Genomic DNA, 18,056 nt, shown 5'->3' on the forward strand with positions numbered 1-18,056 from the left:
TAGTATTGAGGGGAGAAAACTCTTATCGTCTCCGAGTCTAAGAGGTTCATCCACAATTCTCGCTCGCCCATGGCAACAAGAACGGGGCCCCATGACCTATCAGCTTATCGCCGCTGTGCTGGCTCTTTTGTCAGCACTAGTGGTCGCCACTGGTACCGTCATCCGCCACCTCGTTGCCGATGAGCAACCCCTCCCCGAAGAAGGAGGCGGCAGCGCCAAAGCCACCCTCACCTCCGCCAAATGGTGGGCCGGTGCCGGCGTCAGCGTTATCGGCTACCTACTCCAAGCAGCTGCACTCCGCTTCGCCTCCATCCTACTGGTGCAGCCCATCACCATCCTTTCCCTCTTCTTCGCACTCCCCCTCTCGGCACGATTTACCGGCCGGCGCGTGCGCGTCCAGGACTGGGTGTGGGCGGTCGTCCTCACCCTCGGCGTGGGCGTACTGCTCGTCGTGGGGCGCCCCACCAACACCCACGCGAAGGCACACCCGGCGCTGTGGGTAGGATCGCTCGCCGTGGGCGTCGTTATTGTGGTGCTGCTCCTGCGCCTCGCGAAGAAAGGACTACGGAAAGAGCGCGCCCTCCTCGTTGGTCTCGCCTCCGGCATCACCTACGGGTACATGTCGTTCCTCACCAAAGGCGTGGTCATGGACCTCTCGGCCGGCCGTATCCTCACTGTCCTCACGCACCCGGCGCTCTACCTGGTCATCGTCGCTGCCATTGTGGGTACCTGGCTCCAACAAGCCGCGTTTAATGCGGGTGCTATCCAGCAGTCGCTCCCCGCCATGACCGTCGCTAGCCCGCTGACGTCATCAGTGTTGGGCGTCATCGTTTTTCAGGAACGCTTCACCACCTCTGCATCCCTTTACTGGCTGATCATCGTGGCAGCTATCGCCACTGTGGTGGCCGTGGTACAACTCTCCCGCGCCGAAGCGCAGGACGACATCGAGCAGGATTAGTCCGTCTTTGTCGTATCCTCTGCCCTATTCTCTGTCGCACTAGGTTGTGCATCGAAAGCTTCTGGATCGAACGGCTCATCAAGCGGGCCCAAATCGTCATAACTCAACGGGTCTTCCCGCGGCTCCACATGCGTCTGCACGTGCAGATCCGGAATGACGAGCATCAGCTGCTCCTCAATATCGTGCACTAGGTCATGGCCCTGCTTGACAGTCCAGTCCCCCGGCACCAGCACATCAAACTCAATGAAGTTCGAGGAGCCGCTCGCCCGGTTCCGCAAGGCATGGAAATCCACATCGAGGCAGCGGTACGTGTCCAACACCTTCTTCAAGGCCGCCTGGTGCTCCTCACTCATCGCCCCGTCCATCAGGCCGTCGAGGGACTCGCGCATCACTTTCCAGCCCGTCCACAAAATATTGATACCCACCGCAATAGCAATAACCGGGTCCATCCAATACCAGTGAGTGAGCGCAACAACCCCCACCGCCGCCAACACACCCACCGTAGTGTAGACATCTGTCATCAGATGCTTGCCGTCCGCCTTCAGGGTGATCGACCGATGCTTCTTCGCCCCCCGCAGCAGGATTAACGACACCCCACCGTTCACCAGCGTCGCCACCACGGAAATGAGCAACGCAATACCTACATCCTCCAGTGGCTGCGGGTGAAAGAGACGCCGCGCAGCAGAGACGATGATGACACCGGCGGCCACGAAAATCATGGCGCCTTCCATCACCGCCGAAAAATACTCGGCCTTAGAATGGCCAAACTGGTGGTCCTTATCTGCCGGACGAGCCGCCACGATCAGCACAATGAGAGCCACCACCGCGGCTACCAAGTTGACGAGAGATTCTGCCGCATCCGAGAACAGACCTACCGAGCCAGTAATCCGCCAAGCCGCCATCTTCAAAACAATGGTGATGATGGCAGCGGCAATCGACAGCCACGCATATTTGGTGAGAGTACGGCGGCTGGACTGCTGATCCATCTCCCCGGAATGGGAGGCAACGAGCGAAGACATCATGCCCAAACTGTACTCGTCACCAGCACAAACGACCACGGTAGTGGGTGCCGGAAACTCGCCTCAAGTTGTTCGCGAGGCGCTAAAACACGCCAATAAGCTGCACGAATCACCATAAATAGCACAAGCGAGGTCGCCGAAACTGGGTCAAACGGTATAAACTGGCTGCATGCGTTGGGCATCCCTGCTACTTGGTTGCCGCGACGGGGCCCGTTTGTAGAACTGGCTCCCCGCCGCGGGGTTATGCGCGCCGGTTCACCCCCACCTTTCTCAAGACGTAGCAGTCTCCAGACCACACCGTCTGTGACACAACAGCGTCCCTTCCCCTCATATACGAGTTTTGACACGAGGTTTATTCACCATGGCCCCCTCTGACACTTTCGTCGCCGCCGCATCCACCATCGTTCCCCCCTCCAAGCCGGCCCCCGCCGACCAACCCAGCTGGAACAAACAGAAAAACTCCTCCATGCCCGCCTACCGCTACCGCTCCTACGCCGAAGAAGTAGAAGCCGTCGAGCTGCCCGACCGCACCTGGCCCAACAAGGTCATCGACCGCGCGCCCCTCTGGTGCGCCGTCGACCTGCGCGACGGAAACCAGGCACTGGTTGACCCCATGAGCCCCGCCCGCAAACGCCGCATGTTCGACTTGCTCGTCCGCATGGGCTACAAGGAAATCGAAGTAGGCTTCCCCTCCGCCTCCCAAACCGACTACGACTTCCTCCGCGAAATCATTGAGGACGGCGCCATCCCCGACGACGTCACCATCCAAGTACTGGTACAGTGCCGCGAAGACTTGATCCGCCGCACCTTCGAAGCGTGCGCCGGTGCCCCCAACGTCATCGTCCACTTCTACAACTCCACCAGCATCCTGCAACGCCGCGTCGTCTTCCGTAAAGACAAGCCCGCCATCAAGAAACTTGCCACCGACGCCGCCGAACTCGTCAGCACCATCGCCAAAGACTACCCAGACACGCACTGGCGCTGGGAATATAGCCCCGAATCCTTCACCGGCACAGAACTCGCCTTCGCCAAGGAAGTGTGCGACGCCGTCACCGAAACCGTCGGCGCCACCCCGGACGACCCCATCATCATCAACCTGCCCGCCACCGTCGAAATGACCACCCCCAACGTCTACGCCGACCAAGTGGAATGGATGAGCCGCAACCTCGCCCACCGCGACGCCACCATCCTCTCCCTGCACCCCCACAACGACCGCGGAACCAGCATCGCCACCGCCGAACTGGGCTTCATGGCCGGCGCCGACCGCATCGAAGGCTGCCTCTTCGGCAACGGTGAACGCACCGGCAACGTCGACCTCGTCACCCTGGGCCTCAACATGCTGACCCGCGGCGTCGACCCTCAAATCAACTTCAGCGACATCCGCGAAGTCCGCTCCACCGTCGAATACTGCAACCAGATGCCGGTCACCCCACGCCAGCCCTACGGCGGCGACCTCGTCTTCACTGCCTTCTCCGGCTCCCACCAGGACGCCATTAACAAGGGCTTCGATGACCTCAATGCTGTCGCTGCCCGCGAGGACAAAGACGTCGCCGACGTCACCTGGGAAGTTCCCTACCTGCCCATCGACCCCAAGGACATCGGCCGCAACTACGAGGCCGTCATCCGCGTCAACTCGCAGTCCGGCAAGGGCGGTGTCGCCTACATCATGAAGACCGACCACGGCATGCGCCTGCCTCGCCGTATGCAGATCGAGTTCTCCAAGACCGTTCAGCGTGTCACCGACTCTGAAGGTGGCGAGATGAACTCCAAGCAGCTCTGGGACCTCTTCTCCGAGGAATACCTGGACCGCATCGAGCCGCTGGAACGGATGAGCCAAGCCCTGGAGGCCGCCAGCACCGACGACGGCGACGACCGCATTACCGTCAACGTGCTGTGGCACGGCGACGAACGCGAAATCTCCGGCGTCGGCAACGGCCCACTGGCCGCCTTCGTGGACGCCCTGCAGCAGCTCGACATTGACGTCAGCATCGTCGACTACCAAGAGCACGCCATCACCGCCGGTTTCGACGCCGATGCCGCCGCCTACGTGGAATGCGAAGTCAACGGGACCCCCGTCCACGGTGCCGGCATCGCCTCCTCGATCAGCGTGGCCTCCCTCCGCGCCGTGGTGAGTGCCGTCAACCGCGCTCTCACCGGGCACTCCCCCGACGCGAGTTAATTTCTTCTCTCCCAAGAATTTATGAAATCAACCGCTCTTCCTGCAGTTGCCTCTGCGGCACTCCTCACCGTGAGCGCCGCAGTGGGCACTGCCCCTACCGCCGCTGCCATCAACACCAGCACCGTCGCCCCCAACCTGCCCTACGTCACCAAAGTGATCTCCCACGGGGCGCTCTGCACCGGCACTCTCATCTCCCCCTCCTGGGTACTCACTGCCGCCCACTGCGTTCGCAACGGCACTACCGTCACCGGCAGCGTTAGCTTCGGTAACGAAGCCACCAACACCGTCGGCTTCACCGGCGCCTACCACTACGGCAGCTGGGACACAGCCCTCGTGTACCTCAATAAGCCGCAGATCGGGCGCCCCTTTGCCCTCCTCTCCCCCTCCCCCGCCATCGAGAAAACCTTCGGCCACACCTACGGGTGGGGCAAAGACCGCTTCCCGCTGCGCGCCGGCAAGGCCCAGGTAGTAGGACACTTCGCGGGGACACACGGAAAGATGTTCGTCACCTACACCGAATGGGGCAAACAAGAACCCGGCGACTCCGGCGGCCCCTTCCTGCAAGGCCCGTTCCTGGTAGGCGTCCTATCCTCCATCGACGGAGCCACCGCCACAACAGTCAACGCGAACTACGTTGAGGTTGTGCACCTTTGGCCGTGGATTGCCGACACTATCGCCGCTCACAGCTTCTCTCCCCTCCGTACCTCATCGTCTACACACTGAGGAGCCCTCATGACACTCCCTCGCACTGCCCTCAGCCGTCGCCTCGCCGCCGGCACCCTCGCCCTCGGTCTGCTGGCCGCACCCCTCAGCACTGCTGCTCCGGCAGCTGTCGCCGCCGACAACTTCGCCGCTGGCGCCGCCCACAGCGGCGACGCCACGTACGTGAAAACCATCTTCGACGACAGCAACCAGGCTCGCCTCCGTAATGGACGCACGCCACTTTCCTGGTCCTCGCAGCTCGGCAGTGACAGCCTACAGTGGTCCCAACACCTGGCCCGCACCGGCACGTTCGAGCACACCACTAAGAATGTGCGGGAAAACCTCTACACGTGCAGCGGTTGCACAACCCCCACAGGCGCTGTGGAGGCCTGGTTGAAGTCCCCCGGACATCGCCGTAACCTGTTGAACACCAGGGCCACCAGCATGGGCATTGGCATTGCCCAGAACACCAAGGGCGAGTGGATCGTTACTCAACGCTTTAACGCCTAAAAAGCGGAATACACAGCGTAGCCTAGACAGTAAGAAAGCAATGACCTCCACACCCGACGCAGGGTGTCCCCCTCCCCCCTCTGGAGCCCTTGTTTGCGAACCCCTTTTCTTCTGCGGGTGACGAGCACTGGTGACGGAGCCTGCGGCGTCACCAGCGTCAGATAAAGGACTGCGCTATGCCCCCACGACAGGTCCGCCCCGCACTCGCTGCGACACTTGCACTTACCCTCACCGGGGTATCCTTCGTTGGCCTACCCACCCAGGCAACCGGTGCACCACGCAGCTACCAACCACAAGCCATCGGCCGCTCCTGCACCCGTTGGGTGACGGAACCACGCACCCAAAGCTGCCGCATCTACAGTCCCAGCATGCGCACCACCATCACCGTCGATCTACAGCTGCCTCTCCACGCCACCTCGCCACTCCTGCATGTGTTCGGTGGCATGTGGCAGCATGAACACCAAGGCATGCTGATGCACGAGGTGGGTGGCCTCGCCCGCGCACTTAGCCGCACCGACGTGGGCTTCGTGGCTCCCGTCGCCCCCACCAATGGTTCCATGTGGACAGACTGGCGCCAGCCCACTCTCATCTCCGATAAGAAACCCATCAAATGGGAAACGTTCTTCACCCAGGAACTTCCCACCTACCTGTGGCATACCTTCGGTATTCCCCTGCGCCCCCGCAATGCCATCGCACTGGGTGTCAGCATGGGTGGGGCAGGCGGGGCCAGCGTAATGTACCGGCACCCCGAGGTGTACCGCGCCGGCTACTTCCTGAGTGGCTTTTACAATTTCACCTCCCCACTGGGACGTGCTGCCCTGGGGGTGATTAGCGGGCTCAGCGGCAATACCGGCCAGGACATGTGGGCCTATGACGACTACGCTGCCCATTCTCCCACCGAGCTCGCTGACCGCACTCCACTCTTCCACACCCGCTTCGTTGCGGGTACCGGAATGCTTGATCTGAAAAATAAGGAAATCAATTACAAGGTTGGGGATACCCTGCTACGTCTCTACGGAGGTACCTGGCTGGAAGCCGGCATGAGTGCCTCCCTCGTGAAGTTCCGTACGGTGGTGCGGAAGCAAGCTCCGCAGGCGCTGCGCGACGGGAAAGCCGTGATCGTTATTTACCCCAGCGGAGTGCACTTCTGGAACCTGTGGCGACGGGACATGTACGACGAGGGTGGTCTGCAGGACATTCTGCATCGCAGCGGGGTGCGGTATGTGCCAGTGGCCAACCCGGCACAGCTGAAAGACCCCTTCGCCAAACGGGCCAAGCCGGCAGAGAAGCCAAAGCCAGCAGACCAGCCAAAGCCGGCAAAGCCCACGTCGTCAACGCCAGTAGACAAGCCAGCGCCGGCGAACAAGCCGACAGTAGGCTAGACACCCAACCCCATTTTCACCATGAGAATAATAAGCACCTGCGCCACCACAATCTTGGCGATCATCGCCATCGGGTAGACCGTCGAGTAGCCCGTGTTCGGTAGGTCATTATTTGTCTGATCGTTGGCATACCCCAACGTTGCCGGCTGGGTAAAGAGGCCTGCCGCCACACCCATCGCCGTACCATAGGGCAGCTTGAAGCCCTTGTAGACAATCACCAGCGTCAACGATGTCAGCAAGAAGGTAATAACACCACCCACGGCAATCACCGTCAGGGATGCAGGGTTCGTCACCGCCTTGAGGAAGTCTCCACCGGCATTAGCGCCAATACCTGCCAGGAAAAGGGTAATACCAAACTGCCGAATGGTGAGGTTAGAAGAATAGGGAATACGCCACACAATGGGACCGGTTCTGCCCAGGGCACCCAGGATGAGGCCGACGATAAGCGGGCCACCAGCCGACCCCAGCTCCAGGACACCACCACCGGGGATGGGGACCGGAATCTTTCCTACCAGCAGACCGAGGGTAATACCCACCGCAAAGGTGAGGACGTCGATCTCGGAGAGGCTCTTGTAGGAATCGCCGAGGATACGGGCGGCCTGGGTGAGATTTTCTTTGCTGGTGACGACGCGTACACGGTCCCCCAGCTCCAGGCGGGAATCATCCGTCGCCACCATGTCAATGTCGCCACGGCGAATGCGGGTAATAAGAATGCCGTGCTTGCGCTGCAGCCCCAGCTTGCCCAGCTTCACACCCACCACGTTGGGGTTGGAGACGAAGATGCGGCGCAGACCGGAGGTGACATCATAGTAGGCCAAGTCCACGTGGGAGTCCTCACCTAGGAATTCGGTGGCCGCATCGAGGGCGTCCTGGGTGCCGGTGACGCACACGATCATGCCCTTCTCGATAACATCGCGCACCGAAGCGATACGCATCTTGCCTGCGTCGATGGTGACTTCCTCCGGGTAGCCTTTCTCGTCCAAGAGGTGTGGGTCGATCTCGTAGGCGTCCGGGGTGAGCATGCGAGAGACGATGATGTTATGGCCGATGCGGGAGTTGAGGTCCGCTACGAGGGTGGCATCATTGCGGGTCACCAAAATATTGCGGGTGAAAATGGGGACGTCTGCCACCCCGGCGCGTACCGCTTCCTCCTGGTGGTTAATGTGGAAGATCTTTTGGAAGAGGACAAAGGCGGCGATAGAGGCCAACACGCCCAGAGGGTAGGCCAGGGCGTAACCGACGGTGGGGAGACTTTGCGCGGCATCCAAACTGCCTGTGGCCTTGACTGCCGCGGAGTTCGCCAAGCTGGGGAGGGCGTTGGAGACGGCGGCCAGAGCGGGGGTGTTGGTGAGGGCACCCGTGTACATGCCGGCGGAGATGATGGGCTCCATTTTGAAGAGCGCCACCATCCCAATGGTGAAGGCGGCGCTGCCTAGCACGAGGGCGATAATGAGCAGGTTAAGGCCGAGGCCTTTGGTGCGAAGGGCCCGGAAGAAAGCTGAGCCGGAGGCCAGGCCGATGGTGTAGACGAAGAGCGTGAGGCCCATCACCCAAATGATGTGAAGCTGCTGGATGGGGTGCCCGTAGTTGGTAAAAATAGCGGAGATGATGAGGCCGACGAAGAGCACTGCGGCGACGCCGAGGGAGAAGGAACCGATGCGAATGCGGCCAACAAAAAAACCCAGGGCCATGATGATCATGAGCACGAGTAAGGGCTGTTCCGCGAACCACCCAATGACAGCGGACACGTCTCGCTCCTAGAGAATTCCTGGGGTAAACACCCTAACTCCTGTCATCCTACCGACGGCTCTCTGAAACGCACGTCCAGTTTCTGTAAAGCGGCCGTCTCGCGAAGAGTTCTCCCGCCCTTCCCTCGCCCTTTAGAATAAGTGCATGACGAACGCCTCTCTTGGTTTCCGCGGAACCCTCGCCCGTTGGTCGTGCTTTGCAGCGCGCTGGGCGTCACGCACATTGGGACGCGGGAATGGCGGCATGATTGGCGGCCTGGTGGCCCTCAAAGTTGACCCCAACATCATGGCTAAACTTGCAGGTGAACGCATGTCTGTGGTGGTGACGGGGACGAACGGAAAGTCCACCACTACCCGCATGGTGGCCACCGCGCTGCGCACCCGGTACACAGTGGCCACCAACGATGGTGGAGACAATATGGATGCCGGTATCGTGAGCGCCCTCAACCGGCATCTGGATGCCCACACCATCTGCCTAGAAGTGGACGAAATGCACGTCCCCCATGTGATGGATGCCATATCCCCCACGGTGCTCGTGTTGCTGAATCTTTCCCGCGACCAACTGGACCGGGTAGGCGAAATTAACACTATTGAACGCCGTCTAAGGGCTGCCGTTACCGCCCATCCCGACACCATCGTCGTCGCCAACTGTGACGACATGATGATGGCCTCTGTCGCCTACGACGCCACAAACGTTGTGTGGGTAAGCACTGGGGGCGGCTGGTCGAACGACGCCACCACCAGCCCCCGCAACAATTCCGCCATTCTGCATGCAGATGGCGACTGGTGGGCGGCCGAACCCCTGGAGGACGGCCGGGAATTCCGTCGCCCTACCCCCGACTGGTGGGTCGACGACGAGGGCCTGCACGGCCCCGACGGACTCACTCTGCCCATGCATCTGCGGGTACCCGGCCGCGCCAACCGCGGAAATGCCGCCCAGGCGGTCGCGGCTGCCGTCAACATGCTGGTGAGTGCTGAGGATGCGGTGCGTGCCGCAGAGTCCGTGGACGATGTGGCTGGCCGCTACACCACAATCCAGCTGGAGGACCACGACATTCACCTGTTGCTGGCGAAGAATCCGGCGGGCTGGCAAGAGGCTCTCAATATGGTGGACCGGACTGCTGACTCGCTGGTGATTGCCGTCAATGGGCAAGAGGCTGACGGGATTGACCTCAGCTGGCTGTGGGATGTGCGCTTCGAGAACTTCTCTGACACGGCCGTCTTCTGCTCCGGTGAGCGCGGCACGGACCTGTCGGTGCGCCTCACCTACGCAGGGGTGGAGCATGAATTGATCCATGATCCGCTGGCAGCTATTCGCGCCTGCCCACCTGGGCGGGTGGAGGTGCTGGCGAACTACACGTCGTTCCGCGATCTGTTCCGCGAACTCCGTCACCTGACGGGCGCCGGGGCAGGCACCGCCGATGACCCCACCTCACGGAACCAGTAGGAGGACTGCAGTGAGTACACTCTCCAACCCCACACCCGGGCGGGATTCCGTTATTCACATCGGGGCACTGCTGCCCGACATTATGAGTACCTACGGGGATGACGGCAACGCGCTGGTCCTGCGGGAACGGCTGCGCCGGCGCGGCTACCAGGCGGAGATTGTGCGCATTACTCTGCACGATGAAGTGCCGTCCAGCTGCGATATTTACACGATGGGGGGCGGTGAGGACATCGCCCAGATCCTCGCGTCGAAGCACCTGCGGGAACACCGTGGGTTGTTTACGGCGGTGGAGGCGGGGCGGCCGTTGCTTGCCATTTGCGCGGGATTGCAGATGTTGGGTGAGTGGTTCCAGGTGGCTGACGGTTCCCATGCGCAAGGCGTGGGGCTACTGGATGCGACCACGGTCCCCCAGGCCACCCGTTCCATTGGCGAGTTGGTGGCAACACCTCTGGTGGAGGGGTTGACGGAACCGCTCACCGGGTTTGAGAACCATATGGGTGCAACGGTATTGGGCCCCGATGCGCGCCCGCTCTCCCGTGTGAAGTACGGGGTGGGTAATAGCGTGCCGGCGGGGGCAGATGTGCCTGCTGCTGGGCTGGTTGACGGCGTGGTGCAGGGCAGCATTGTGGCCACCTATATGCATGGTCCGTGTTTGGCCCGAAACCCGCAGTTGGCCGACTTTTTGGTGGCACAGGTGCTGGGTGTGCCGGTGGCTGACCTGGAACCGCTGGATATTCCGGCGATTCCGTTGCTCCGTAAAGAGCGGCTGGAGGCGGCTAAGCACCCCTTCAAGCGCACTGCCTAGGTGCGTCCCAGCGTCTCTCGTACCGGAGAGGACTGCATCATGGGGTCGCCTTGGCGCATACCTGGCGTAGCAGCCGGCAGTGAGTGCTCTGTTGTAGGGGTGCTTAGCGCGCCACACTGGTGATAGTGGTGGCTGTCGGATGCCGTGGTGACGGCGGGGCCAGCACTACTGTGTTAACCACCGTGGCTGGTGGTGCCAGTGCTAGTTAGCGTCGATGGACCGCAGGGCCGGGATGGCGACCAGGCACGGAACCTCCATGACCTTCTCCCCTGCCAGCGCATTGAGCACCATGGCCCACACGCGCTTGTTGTAGGGCAGGGTGAGGTGATCCGAGTAGTCCTTGCTGCAGCCATCTTGGATGGTGATGTTGGTGACGGTGGCTCCCGGCACAGCCTCCTGGAAGTTGGGGTTGTGGGTGGAGATGGTGGTGAACTCGTCGTACTTGGTGGACAGGTTCGTGTAGGTGATGCCGGCGATGGTCTGCGGGTCGGTGATGGCATTGATAATAGGTGAGCCGGTCATCATCTGGGCGGCGGCGATGGTGCCAAATTCGAGAATGTCTCCCACCAGGGCAGGTTCTGCATTCTTGGTGTAGACGGCTTCCAGATCCTGCAGGCCGAAGGGGTTGATGCCAACGTTAATACCGCCCAGGGTCACGATGTTGTCGATAAAGCTGGGGCCGTAGGTGTGAGCGATGAGGTTGGCAACGGTGCCGCCTTCGGAGTAGCCGATGATGTCGACTTTCTTGGCGCCGGTAGTCTTCATGACGTCGTTAATGAAGGCGGCGGTGAAGGTGGCGGAGGCTTCGATATCGGCGAGGCCGCCGAAGTCAAGGTCACCGATAGCTCGGACGACCTTGGACATGGCACCATCCCGGTCCTTGGCCATGTTGACGGCGTAGACGCAGTAACCCTGGTCCTTCAGTACGGGTCCGAAGCCCGCCCAGGCGGTGTTGGCCGTCATGGACATGCCGTGGATGAGGATGACGGGGTTGGGCTTGGTGGGGCTGGGTGTGCAGGACCAGTCGTTGACTCCTTGGGGGGCGACGGAGTCGGTGCCGTCTTTCAGGATGGCGTCGGCAATGCTGGTCGCAACCTCACCGTGGCCGTGGGTAGTGGCGCGGACGGTGGTGGAGGGAAGCTCTGGGAGTGCCGCGTAGGAGGGGGCGGCTACCGCGGTGGTGGCGGTACCGGCGAGGATGGCAAGGGATGCTGCGAGGGCTGCGAAGGTTTTCGTGGTCTGGAGCATGGCCAGATCCTTTCTCGGATATGTCCCGATGCATGCTGCGGGGAGGATCACTCCGTGGTACAGCACGGCGCACATTGGGAGGACAAGACAAAAAGACGGTAAACAGAGGGAGTCTGCTGCGACTTATTGTCTGGGGTTACTCCTTCACCAGCAAGCTATCTACCTGCAAGTTTCCATTTCTTTTCCACGACTGCTTCATTTCTGAGCGTTTTTTATCCGGATTACGTGTTGTTCATTTATCCAAAAAACTACACTCACCCTGCAGTTTTAGGACATTTGCCCAGGTGTGTTTTCTGAAGAAAATTAAGAGAAGCGGGGGAAGGTACCCATGACCTTCCCCCGCTTGACGAGGTAGCGCTAGTTACTTGGAGTCAAAGCTGCGCACTGAAGGAAGTGCGACGAGGCACGGAACCTCCACAACAGCCTTGCCGGCGAGTGCGTTAAACACCATGGCCCACACGCGCTTGTTGTAGGGGATGGTGGTGTGGTTGGAAAGATCCTTGTCACAACCATCTTGCAGCACGATATTGGAGACGGTTGCCCCGGGTACTGCTTTCTGGAAGTTCGGGTTGTGCTTGGAGATCACCACGAACTCGTCATACTTGGAGGAGATGTTCGTGTAGTCAATGCCAGCGACAGTATCGGGATGGGTGAGTTTCTCGCTGACGGCAGATCCGGACATCATTTGTGCCGTCGAGTCCGACAGGACCGTCATAATGCTGCCCAAGAGCGCCGGCTGCGTAGGGGACGTAAAGATGAGGTTGTGGTCTTGCACGGAGAAGGGGTTAATGCCCACATTGATACCGGCAATGGTCACGATCTTACGGAAATGCGCCGAGCCATAGTTATGGGCCATCAGGTTGGCGACGGTGCCTCCTTCCGAGTAGCCGACGATGTCTACCTTGCGGGCGCCGGTGCTCTTCAGTACTTCATTGACGAAGGCGCCGGTGTAGGCGGCGGACAGCTCAATGTCGGTGAGACCGCCAAAATCGTATCCGACGAGGCGGGTGACCTTTCCCATCAGGCTTTGGCGATCCTTGGGAAGGTTGACGGCATAGACGCAGTAGCCTTGGTCTTTCAGGGCGGGCCCGAAGGCTGCCCAGGAGCTATTGGCCGTCATGGTTTGGCCGTGAATGAGAATGACGGGGAAGGGTTTGTCCGCGCTGGGCTTGCAGTCCCAGAGGTTGACGCCCTGTGGTGCGACGGGGGCGGTGCCATTCTTCTGCAGTGCATCGTTGATGGTGGTGGCGGGCTTACCTACTCCTTGGGTGGTACCGCGCATGGAACCGGAGGGGAGGTCCGGGAGCGGCTGATAGGGAGTTGCGGCTCCGGCGAGGGCGGGGACGCTGGCCGTCACGGCGAGAGAGGTTACAACAGCTGCAAGTAGTGTTCTGGTGTGTTTCACCAGTCAGATCCTTTCTGAAGCGGCGATGCCGTCTGATGTCCTCATGTGGGAGACGTCAAGGGCAATCACTTGAAGCATTAAGATTGTTTACCCTAAAGTTTGGCAAAATTGATCTGAATACACAAATAGTTTTATTGACACCTATATCTATTAAATATAAATAAATACGGACAAGAGAAGCGGGGAAGGCCACTCATGCGACCCTCCCCGCTTCTGCTACTCCCTGATACCGTCACGCTTTCGCATGTCGGAGTGTGTGATCCCAGAAGGGGATTGGATGACGCGGGAACATGCCCACGCCGTTATTCATTTTTACTTGGCGTCAACCGTACGCAGCATGGGGACGGCGACCAGGCACGGCACCTGCTGAACCTGCGTACCGGCCAGTGCGTTAATGGTGAGAGCCCACACGCGCTTGTTGAACGGCACGGTCAGGTGGTCAGAGTAGTCCTTGTCGCAGCCGTCCTGGAGGGTGATGTTGGTGACGACGGCACCGGGCACAGCCTTCTGGAAGTTGGGGTTGTGCTTGGACATCAGCACGAACTCATCGAAGTTGGAGGAGATGTTCGTGTAGTTGATGCCGGAGATGGTGTCGGGGTTGGTGAGGCGCTCGCTGATGGAGGAGCCGGTCATCATCTGGCCAGCAGCCACAGAGGCTTCGTTCATGATCTTGCCCAGCGCGGCCGGAGTATCCGGCTTCACCCAGATAGCCTTGTTGTCCTGCAGGCCGAAGGGGTTGATGCCCACGTTAATGCCGGCCATGGTGACGATCTTGTTGATGAAGCTCGGGCCGTAGGTGTGAGCGATGAGGTTGGAGATGGTGCCACCCTCCGAGTAACCGACCAGGTCAACCTTCTTGGCATGGGTGGTCTTCAGAACTTCGTTCACGAAGGCAGCAGTGGCGACGGTGGCTGCGTCAATATCGGAGAGGCCACCGAAGTCGAGGCCCACCAGGTTGGCAGCCTTGGACATGAGGCCGTCGGGGTCCTTCGGGAGGTTGACGGCGTAGACGCAGTAGCCCTGGTTCTTCAGTTCGGGGCCGAGACCAGCCCATGCGGTGTTGGCGGTCATGAACATGCCGTGAATGAGCACGACGGGATTGGGCTTTTCAGCAGAAGGCTTACAGGTCCAGTCATTAACGCCTTGAGGGGCAACCGGATCACTGCCGTCCTTCATGATGGCGTCGGCAATGCTGGTAGCCGACTGGCCAGCGCCCTGGGTGGTAGCACGCACGGTGCTGGAGGGCAGTTCGGGCAGCGGCTGGTAGTTATTAGGGGCTGCTACGGCAAGGGAGGTGGAGCTCGCCACGATGGCGGCAGAGGCTACGAGGGCAGCGAGCGTTTTGCTGGTCTGGAACACTGCCAGATCCTTTCTTCGTTAAATTCCCGAACGCGCCACAAGCGCTGGGAGAGTGGGCGAAATAACGGTAAACAGAGGGAGTCTGCTAGGATTTATTGTTGAGTTTCTGAAAACTGTCTGCAACGCTCTAAACTGGCTGTTTCCAAAAAATCCGATAGTTGTTGCCAATAAACACAATTTTTTAACTGATCGAATGAGTTAAATCTGAATCAAAAAAGCCGTCACCCCCTGTGTGTTTATAACCACAGGGGGTGACGGTATGTCATGTAGGAGATTTACATATTCTTCAAATATGTAATTTTCTCTTGTGTTGCAAAGTGGCAACAAAACGGTGCCTAGTTCGCAACACCTGCAGGGTGTTACATGCCCTTCAGTTCTTCCACGATGGCGTCAACCGAGTCCTTCGCATCGCCGAACAGCATGGAGGTCTGCGGCAGGTAGAAGAGCGGGTTGTCGATGCCAGCGTAGCCCGAGTTCATGGAACGCTTGGACACAATGACGGAGTGCGAGTCTGCCACGTTAAGAACCGGCATACCGTAAATCGGGGAGCCCGGATCGTCCTTAGCGGCAGGGTTGGTGACGTCGTTAGCGCCGATCACCAGAGCCACATCGCAACGGCTGAACTCGCCGTTGATCTCGTCCATTTCCTTCATGGCGTCGTAGTCGATACCGGCTTCAGCCAGGAGCACGTTCATGTGGCCGGGCATACGGCCAGCCACCGGGTGGATGGCGTACTTCACCGGGACACCCTTTTCGGCCAGCAGGGCAGCCATTTCTTTGACGGCGTGCTGAGCCTGGGCAACGGCCATGCCGTAGCCGGGGACGACGATAACTTCGTTGGCGTACGCCATCTGGATGGCGACGTCGGCAGCGGAGGTGGACTTCACCGGGCCGCGGTCAGCAGCAGCGCCGGATGCAGCAGCACCGTCACCACCGAAACCACCGGCCACAATGTTGAGGACGGAGCGGTTCATGGCCTTGGCCATGAGGTTGGTGAGGATGGTACCGGACGCACCGACGATCATGCCGGCGACGATCATGGCGGTGTTGTTAATGGCCAGGCCGGCAGCTGCGGCGGAGAGACCCGTCATAGCGTTCAGCAGGGAGATAACAACCGGCATGTCGGCGCCACCAATGGGCAGCACCAGCATGAGGCCGAGGATGGCGGACACGATGATGATGCCGAGCATCCACCAGATGTTGCCGAATTCGCCCACGTTAACGCCGATAACAATGGCGAAGGCCACTGCGGCGATGAAGAGGACGGCATTCACAATCTGCTGTGCCTTGCCGAGGCCGATCGGGCGACCGGGGATGATGCCCTGCAGCTTGGCGAAGGCAACAATGGAGCCCCAGAACGAGATCGAACCAATGATGGCGGCGAGGATGGAGCCGACAATAACGGTGGTGGTGAGAACAGCAGAGGAGCCGGCGACGCCAGCTTCATCCGCAATACGGACGCCGTCGAAGCCGCGGTATTCCATAGCTTCGCACAGGGCGATGAGGCCCACAGTGCCGCCGCCGAGACCGTTGAACATAGCAACGAGCTGCGGCATTTCAGTCATCTTGGTCTTGCGGGCAACCGGCACGGCAATAGCGGTACCGATGGCGAGGCCAACCACGATGAGGATCCAGTTGACGGTGTAGTTGCCGTCACCGTCAATTTCTTTGTCAATGAGCTTGAGGATGGTGCCGACGAAGGCGATGACCATACCGACGGCCGCGATCTTGTTACCACGGACTGCGGTGGAGGGGCCGGTGAGGCCGGAGAGGCCGTAGATGAAGAGAACGAAGGCAATAATGTAGAGCAGGTTAGCTGCGATAGTCATTAGTCTTGAGCCTCCTCAATCGGCTTGCGATCCTTGGGCTTGAACATTTCGAGCATGCGGTCGGTGACGACGAAGCCGCCGACGACGTTCAAGGTACCGAAGATAACGGCAATGAAAAGGATGATGCCGAGAGCGACGTTCATGCCGGTGCTGCCAGAGGTGAGGTCAACGGAACCGAGGACCCACATGGCACCCAGCACGACGATGCCGTGGATGGCGTTCGTGCCGGACATGAGGGGGGTGTGTAGGGAATTGGGGACCTTGGAGATCACCGCGAAGCCGACGAAGCCGGCGAGCACGATGAGCGCTATAAGGAGCAGCAGGTCATTAGCAGCCATGGGCTAGGCCTCCTTGTCACGAGTGACGCAGGCACCAGCAAGGATCTCGTCCTCGAAGTCGGGGGCGATGACGCCCTCGTCGTTGAGCATGAGTTCCAGGAGAGCCTGGATGTTCTTGGCGTAGAGCTCCGAGGAGTGCTCCGGCATGGTGGCCGGGAGGTTCAGCGGGGAGCAGATGGTGACGCTGTTCTTGACAACGGTCTCACCGGGTTCGGTGAGTTCACAGTTGCCACCAGTCTCACCAGCAAGGTCGACGATGACGGAGCCGGGCTTCATGCGGGAAGCGGCGTCCGCGGTGACCAGGATAGGAGCACGACGGCCTGGGACGAGAGCGGTGGTGATAACCGCGTCTGCCTCGCCGATGGCGGCTGCCAGGCGCTCCTGCTGGAGGGCCTTCTCTTCGTCGGTGAGCTCACGGGCGTAACCACCTTCACCGGCGGCTTCGATGCCGAGATCAAGCCACTTGGCACCAACGGACTTCACCTGTTCGGCGACCTCCGGGCGGACGTCGTAGCCGATGGTGCGGGCACCGAGGCGGCGGGCGGTGGCGAGGGCCTGCAGGCCGGACACGCCCACACCGAGCACCATGACGGTGGCCGGCTTGACGGTGCCGGCGGCGGTGGTGAGCATGGGGAAGAAGCGGGTGAGCTGGTCAGCGGCAACGAGCACGGCCTTGTAGCCGGCGACGTTGTTCTGAGAGCTCAGTGCGTCCATAACCTGGGCGCGGGAGATACGCGGAATGGCTTCCATGGCGTAGGCTTCGACGCCTTTGGCCTTAAGTTCGCCAATTTGGTTCTCCTGGGAACGGGGGTTCAGGAAGCCGATGAGCCGGGTGCCGGCAGCAAGCTTCGCGATTTCCTCGCTGCTGGGTTCTGCTACCTTGACGACAACGTCGCAGTCCCAGGGGTTTCCGATAACAGCGCCGGCAGCTTCGAATGCACTATCCGGGAGAAGTGCAGCTTCACCTGCGCCGGACTCGACGACGACGTCCAGTCCCTTTCCAATAAGTTGAGTGATGACCTTGGGGACGAGCGCCACACGACGCTCTCCCGGTACGGTCTCACGAACCACACCGATGCGTGGCCGTTGTGCCGATACCATTCAATCCTCGCTTCCTGTTGTGATTT

15 protein-coding genes are annotated in these 18,056 nt (G+C 60.4%); 7 read left to right on the forward strand and 8 right to left on the reverse strand.

Annotated features, from left to right (window positions below):
* Window positions 1-91: 91 nt before the first annotated feature.
* The gene (locus Q0X28_RS01350) at window positions 92-958 is read left to right on the forward strand and encodes a DMT family transporter (RefSeq protein ID WP_296238452.1); all 867 of its coding nucleotides are present in this window, start codon (window positions 92-94) and stop codon (window positions 956-958) included.
* Here Q0X28_RS01350 and Q0X28_RS01355 read toward each other — a convergent pair.
* A complete protein-coding gene (locus Q0X28_RS01355; RefSeq protein WP_298576007.1) occupies window positions 955-1,977 on the reverse strand; it encodes a cation diffusion facilitator family transporter in 1,023 nt (340 codons plus the stop codon). The two genes, Q0X28_RS01350 and Q0X28_RS01355, sit on opposite strands and share 4 nt — an antisense overlap.
* Before the next feature lie 361 nt (window positions 1,978-2,338).
* On the opposite strand from Q0X28_RS01355, the gene leuA reads away from it, so the two are divergent.
* From leuA to Q0X28_RS01375, 4 genes are all read left to right on the forward strand, one after another.
* Complete coding sequence (leuA, locus tag Q0X28_RS01360) at window positions 2,339-4,156, forward strand: 2-isopropylmalate synthase (protein WP_296238450.1); 1,818 nt, start codon at window positions 2,339-2,341, stop codon at window positions 4,154-4,156.
* 21 nt (window positions 4,157-4,177) lie between these two features.
* Complete coding sequence (locus tag Q0X28_RS01365; RefSeq protein WP_296238447.1) at window positions 4,178-4,879, forward strand: trypsin-like serine protease; 702 nt, start codon at window positions 4,178-4,180, stop codon at window positions 4,877-4,879.
* 9 nt (window positions 4,880-4,888) lie between these two features.
* A complete protein-coding gene (locus tag Q0X28_RS01370; protein WP_296238445.1) occupies window positions 4,889-5,368 on the forward strand; it encodes a CAP domain-containing protein in 480 nt (159 codons plus the stop codon).
* Between the two features lie 176 nt (window positions 5,369-5,544).
* Window positions 5,545-6,750 (forward strand): alpha/beta hydrolase-fold protein, encoded by a 1,206-nt coding sequence (locus tag Q0X28_RS01375; RefSeq protein ID WP_298575661.1) that lies wholly within the window; start codon window positions 5,545-5,547, stop codon window positions 6,748-6,750.
* Here the strand turns inward: Q0X28_RS01375 and Q0X28_RS01380 are convergent.
* Window positions 6,747-8,498, reverse strand: coding sequence for an aspartate:alanine exchanger family transporter (locus Q0X28_RS01380; protein ID WP_298575664.1), 1,752 nt, complete (start codon window positions 8,496-8,498; stop codon window positions 6,747-6,749). The genes Q0X28_RS01375 and Q0X28_RS01380 overlap by 4 nt on opposite strands.
* A gap of 145 nt (window positions 8,499-8,643) precedes the next feature.
* Between Q0X28_RS01380 and Q0X28_RS01385 the strand changes: the two genes are divergently transcribed.
* A complete protein-coding gene (locus tag Q0X28_RS01385) occupies window positions 8,644-9,945 on the forward strand; it encodes a MurT ligase domain-containing protein (protein WP_298575667.1) in 1,302 nt (433 codons plus the stop codon).
* 10 nt (window positions 9,946-9,955) lie between these two features.
* Window positions 9,956-10,750 (forward strand): type 1 glutamine amidotransferase, encoded by a 795-nt coding sequence (locus Q0X28_RS01390; RefSeq protein WP_298575670.1) that lies wholly within the window; start codon window positions 9,956-9,958, stop codon window positions 10,748-10,750.
* Between the two features lie 201 nt (window positions 10,751-10,951).
* Here the strand turns inward: Q0X28_RS01390 and Q0X28_RS01395 are convergent, their stop codons facing one another.
* The 6 genes from Q0X28_RS01395 to Q0X28_RS01420 all read right to left on the reverse strand — a co-directional run bounded on the left by Q0X28_RS01395 (window position 10,952) and on the right by Q0X28_RS01420 (window position 18,030).
* Window positions 10,952-11,998, reverse strand: coding sequence for a triacylglycerol lipase (locus Q0X28_RS01395; protein ID WP_298575673.1), 1,047 nt, complete (start codon window positions 11,996-11,998; stop codon window positions 10,952-10,954).
* Between the two features lie 361 nt (window positions 11,999-12,359).
* Window positions 12,360-13,403, reverse strand: coding sequence for a triacylglycerol lipase (locus Q0X28_RS01400; RefSeq protein ID WP_298575676.1), 1,044 nt, complete (start codon window positions 13,401-13,403; stop codon window positions 12,360-12,362).
* Window positions 13,404-13,715: 312 nt separating this feature from the next.
* Window positions 13,716-14,762 (reverse strand): triacylglycerol lipase, encoded by a 1,047-nt coding sequence (locus tag Q0X28_RS01405; RefSeq protein ID WP_298575679.1) that lies wholly within the window; start codon window positions 14,760-14,762, stop codon window positions 13,716-13,718.
* A gap of 359 nt (window positions 14,763-15,121) precedes the next feature.
* Window positions 15,122-16,591 carry an NAD(P)(+) transhydrogenase (Re/Si-specific) subunit beta gene (locus tag Q0X28_RS01410; protein ID WP_298575682.1) on the reverse strand — a complete coding sequence of 490 codons (1,470 nt, stop codon included), beginning with the start codon at window positions 16,589-16,591 and terminating at the stop codon, window positions 15,122-15,124.
* Window positions 16,591-16,929: an NAD(P) transhydrogenase subunit alpha gene (locus Q0X28_RS01415; RefSeq protein ID WP_298575685.1), complete on the reverse strand. Its 339-nt coding sequence runs from the start codon at window positions 16,927-16,929 to the stop codon at window positions 16,591-16,593. Before Q0X28_RS01415 ends, Q0X28_RS01410 begins: the two co-directional genes overlap by 1 nt.
* A 3-nt stretch (window positions 16,930-16,932) precedes the next feature.
* Window positions 16,933-18,030 carry a Re/Si-specific NAD(P)(+) transhydrogenase subunit alpha gene (locus tag Q0X28_RS01420; protein ID WP_298575688.1) on the reverse strand — a complete coding sequence of 366 codons (1,098 nt, stop codon included), beginning with the start codon at window positions 18,028-18,030 and terminating at the stop codon, window positions 16,933-16,935.
* Between the last annotated feature and the right edge of the window lie 26 nt (window positions 18,031-18,056).

The sequence above is a fragment of the uncultured Lawsonella sp. genome (assembly GCF_947252745.1).
Classification (GTDB): Bacteria; Actinomycetota; Actinomycetes; order Mycobacteriales; family Mycobacteriaceae; genus Lawsonella.